Source organism: Aquimarina sp., from assembly GCF_977115655.1.
Map to the genome: position 1 here is coordinate 1 of NZ_CDSBKO010000122.1, position 5,142 is coordinate 5,142.

General features: G+C 44.8%; 2 tRNA genes and 2 rRNA genes. All 4 read right to left on the reverse strand.

The features are described from left to right. Positions 1-2,352 (reverse strand): 23S ribosomal RNA (locus ACZIYX_RS23545); the annotation flags it as partial. A gap of 219 nt (positions 2,353-2,571) precedes the next feature. Beyond that, positions 2,572-2,645 (reverse strand) — tRNA-Ala (locus tag ACZIYX_RS23550). 263 nt (positions 2,646-2,908) lie between these two features. Continuing rightward, positions 2,909-2,982: transfer RNA gene (locus ACZIYX_RS23555), tRNA-Ile, on the reverse strand. 203 nt (positions 2,983-3,185) lie between these two features. Then, positions 3,186-4,705 (reverse strand): 16S ribosomal RNA (locus ACZIYX_RS23560). Positions 4,706-5,142 lie beyond the last annotated feature (437 nt).

Sequence of the window (5,142 nt, forward strand, 5' to 3'; positions counted from 1 at the left end):
GGCCCTTCCATGCGGAACCACCGGATCACTATGCTCTACTTTCGTACCTGATCGAGCTGTATCTCTCTCAGTCAAGCTTGCTTATGCCATTGCACTCTGCGTACGATTACCAACCGTACTGAGCAAACCTTTAGAAGCCTCCGATACTCTTTTGGAGGCGACCACCCCAGTCAAACTACCCACCAAGCACTGTCCATCTCACGATGTTAGGCTTCGAATAAGCAAAGGGTGGTATTTCAACAATGATTCACATACGCCTGGCGACGCATGATCAATATCTCCCACCTATCCTACACATTACTTATCCAAAGTCAATACTAAGCTATAGTAAAGGTGCACGGGGTCTTTTCGTCCCACAGCGGGTAACCGGCATCTTCACCGATACTACAATTTCACCGAGCTCATGGCTGAGACAGTGTCCAGATCGTTACACCATTCGTGCAGGTCGGAACTTACCCGACAAGGAATTTCGCTACCTTAGGACCGTTATAGTTACGGCCGCCGTTTACCGGGGCTTCAATTCAATGCTTCTCCGAAGATGACATCTCCTCTTAACCTTCCGGCACCGGGCAGGTGTCAGGCCATATACATCATATTTCTATTTAGCATAGCCCTGTGTTTTTGATAAACAGTCGCCTGGACCTCTTCACTGCGGCCCATCCGAAGATGGGCGACCCTTCTCCCGAAGTTACGGGTCGATTTTGCCTAGTTCCTTAGCCATGAATCTCTCGAGCACCTTAGAATTCTCATCCCAACTACCTGTGTCGGTTTACGGTACGGGCTGCTTCACTCGTTTTTCTTGGAAGTCGATTCGCTAGATTATCCCATTGGCCGAAGCCTCTGGGTACTATCGGGGTATTACTACTCCCTTCAACGCACATTTCCGTCAGTGCGCACTAACTATTCGCCTCCGTCACTTTTTGCGTGAGCAGGTACAGGAATATTAACCTGTTGTCCATCCACTACCCCTTTCGGGTTCGCGTTAGGCCCCGACTAACCCTCAGCTGATTAGCATAGCTGAGGAAACCTTAGTCTTTCGGTGTGCGGGTTTCTCGCCCGCATTATCGTTACTTATGCCTACATTTTCTTTTGTATACGCTCCAGCAAGGATCGCCCCTCACCTTCAACGCTGAATACAATGCTCCCCTACCACAGATTAATCTGTCCATAGCTTCGGTAATATGTTTATGCCCGATTATTATCCATGCCGAACCGCTCGACTAGTGAGCTGTTACGCACTCTTTAAATGAATGGCTGCTTCCAAGCCAACATCCTAGCTGTCTAGGCAGACAAACCTCGTTTTTTCAACTTAGCATATATTTGGGGACCTTAGCTGATGGTCTGGGTTCTTTCCCTCTCGGACATGGACCTTAGCACCCATGCCCTCACTGCTGGCAAACATTTTATAGCATTCGGAGTTTGTCAGGAATTGGTAGGCGGTGAAGCCCCCGCATCCAATCAGTAGCTCTACCTCTATAAAACTATGCCAACGCTGCACCTAAATGCATTTCGGGGAGTACGAGCTATTTCCGAGTTTGATTGGCCTTTCACCCCTACCCACAGGTCATCCCAAGACTTTTCAACGTCAACGGGTTCGGTCCTCCACTTTGGGTTAACAAAGCTTCAACCTGCCCAAGGGTAGATCACACGGTTTCGCGTCTACTACTACTAACTATAGCGCCCTATTCAGACTCGCTTTCGCTTCGGATCCGTTGCTGAACAACTTAACCTTGCTAGTAAAAGTAACTCGTAGGCTCATTATGCAAAAGGCACGCCGTCACCACGAATGGCTCCGACCGCTTGTAAGCGTATGGTTTCAGGATCTATTTCACTCCCTTATTCAGGGTTCTTTTCACCTTTCCCTCACGGTACTGGTTCACTATCGGTCTCTCAGGAGTATTTAGCCTTAACGGATGGTCCCGCCAGATTCATACAGGGTTTCACGTGCCCCGCACTACTCAGGATACTACTAAATCCATGGTCTTTACCTATACCGGGCTATCACCGTCTTTGGCCTGGCTTTCCAACCTGTTCTAATTCATCGCACTTCTTATATCGTAGTCCTACAACCCCTATCTTGCCGTAACAAAACAGGTTTGGGCTAATCCGCGTTCGCTCGCCACTACTAACGGAATCACTTTTGTTTTCTTCTCCTCCGGGTACTTAGATGTTTCAGTTCTCCGGGTTCGCCTCCATTGCTGGATGATATGTCTTCAACATACCGGGTTGCCCCATTCGGATATCTGCGGATCAATCAGTATGTGCCTGTCCCCGCAGCTTTTCGCAGCTTATCACGTCCTTCTTCGCCTCTGAGAGCCTAGGCATTCCCCATACGCCCTTAATTAGCTTATGCGTCTTGCTTTAATTTGCTCTTTTTGTTATTGGATACTATCTATAAAGATAATATCCCTCTTTTTTTTATCACATATTTACAATATGTGCTCGTATTTTTAAATCAATATGTCAATGAACTTTTTTCTCGTAATCAATACTAATATAAATGTAGTTAAAACGTATTCTTTTATGAATCCTGTGTTTTAAAAACTATCTTTACTAATATCTAAAGAATCGTGGAGAATATCGGAGTCGAACCGATGACCTCCTGCGTGCAAGGCAGGCGCTCTAGCCAGCTGAGCTAATCCCCCATTATTTGAAATTCAGAATTATGAATTTAGAATTACGAATAATGTGACTTAAACTCTATCTTCTAGAATTTCCTTTCAATACTATAATCAATGAACGTATAAATAATAAATCTAAAACCGAAAAACTATAAAGTTAAAAGTAAGTAAACAACTACTTTTACATTTTAAACTTAAACTTTTACATTTAATATTTAACCCGTAGTCTCCAGCAGAAACCCCTTCGATAAACTCAGGGTAAACTTCTCCTCTGTCTTTCGACTTCGTAGTCTCAGGCAGACTCGAACTGCCGACCTCTACATTATCAGTGTAGCGCTCTAACCAGCTGAGCTATGAGACTTTAAATTAGCATGAGTAGTTAGTATTGAGAATTAGATTAAAAATCTAAATATATCCTAATACTTAATACTTAATACTCTGTACTCAATACTAAATAAATTAATTAACCGACAGCTTAAAGACTATTAACAAAATAAAAAAACATTCCATCGTATCATTTCTGATTGCTTGTTGGACAGAATAAACTATCCGGCAATGCTCTAGAAAGGAGGTGTTCCAGCCGCACCTTCCGGTACGGCTACCTTGTTACGACTTAGCCCCAGTTACTAGTTTTACCCTAGGCCGCTCCTTGCGGTGACGGACTTCAGGTACCCCCAGCTTCCATGGCTTGACGGGCGGTGTGTACAAGGCCCGGGAACGTATTCACCGGATCATGGCTGATATCCGATTACTAGCGATTCCAGCTTCACGGAGTCGAGTTGCAGACTCCGATCCGAACTGAGATAGGTTTTGTAGATTCGCTCCTACTTGCGTTGTGGCTGCTCTCTGTACCTACCATTGTAGCACGTGTGTAGCCCAAGACGTAAGGGCCGTGATGATTTGACGTCATCCCCACCTTCCTCACAGTTTGCACTGGCAGTCTTGTTAGAGTTCCCGACATGACTCGATGGCAACTAACAACAGGGGTTGCGCTCGTTATAGGACTTAACCTGACACCTCACGGCACGAGCTGACGACAACCATGCAGCACCTTGTAAATTGCCCGAAGGAAAGTCTATCTCTAAACCTGTCAATCTACATTTAAGCCCTGGTAAGGTTCCTCGCGTATCATCGAATTAAACCACATGCTCCACCGCTTGTGCGGGCCCCCGTCAATTCCTTTGAGTTTCATTCTTGCGAACGTACTCCCCAGGTGGGTTACTTATCACTTTCGCTTAGCCACTCAGACCGAAGTCCGAACAGCTAGTAACCATCGTTTACGGCGTGGACTACCAGGGTATCTAATCCTGTTCGCTACCCACGCTTTCGTCCCTTAGCGTCAATATATTGTTAGTGATCTGCCTTCGCAATCGGTATTCTGTGTAATATCTATGCATTTCACCGCTACACTACACATTCTAACCACTTCACAATAATTCAAGGCTTACAGTATCAATGGCAATTTTACGGTTGAGCCGCAAACTTTCACCACTGACTTATAAACCCGCCTACGGACCCTTTAAACCCAATGATTCCGGATAACGCTTGGATCCTCCGTATTACCGCGGCTGCTGGCACGGAGTTAGCCGATCCTTATTCGTACAGTACCGTCAAGCCTCTACACGTAGAGGTGTTTCTTCCTGTATAAAAGCAGTTTACAACCCATAGGACCGTCTTCCTGCACGCGGCATGGCTGGATCAGGCTTGCGCCCATTGTCCAATATTCCTCACTGCTGCCTCCCGTAGGAGTCTGGTCCGTGTCTCAGTACCAGTGTGGGGGATCTCCCTCTCAGGACCCCTATCTATCGTAGCCTTGGTATGCCGTTACCATACCAACTAGCTAATAGAACGCATAGCCATCTCATAGCAATAAATCTTTAATTGGTCTGTGATGCCACAATCCAATACTATAAGGTATTAATCCAAATTTCTCTGGGCTATCCCTTACTATAAGGTAGGTTCTATACGCGTTACGCACCCGTGCGCCGGTCGTCAGCGGTGCAAGCACCCTGTTACCCCTCGACTTGCATGTGTTAAGCCTGCCGCTAGCGTTCATCCTGAGCCAGGATCAAACTCTTCATCGTTTGTCTTTAAATATTATTTAAAACAATACAACGGAATTATAATCGTATCTCTATGATGTTTCTAGTCTTTATTCTTTGTAATAAACCATCTCTGGTCTAATACGCGCTGTCAATCAATATGTCTATGAACTTTTTTTAACCGCTAAAGCAATCTTCTTCGCTAGCAATTATCGATAGTATCAAAGGAATCGAACCTTTATGTGTGCCTCTAAAAACACTTTACCCCAGTACTACTTTTTTTATGAACTTGCCTTGTTTTTCAAAGCGGGTGCAAATATACAACCTCTTTTTTAATTAACAAGACTTTTTCTGTTTATTTTTAAAAGTTTTTTCAACCCTTAAACCTTTATAAAAAACCTTGCTTATGAACTCAAAACTTCTTCCTGTTTTGCGGGCTGCAAACCTACAACCTTTTTTTGTTCCGACAAGTTTTTTTT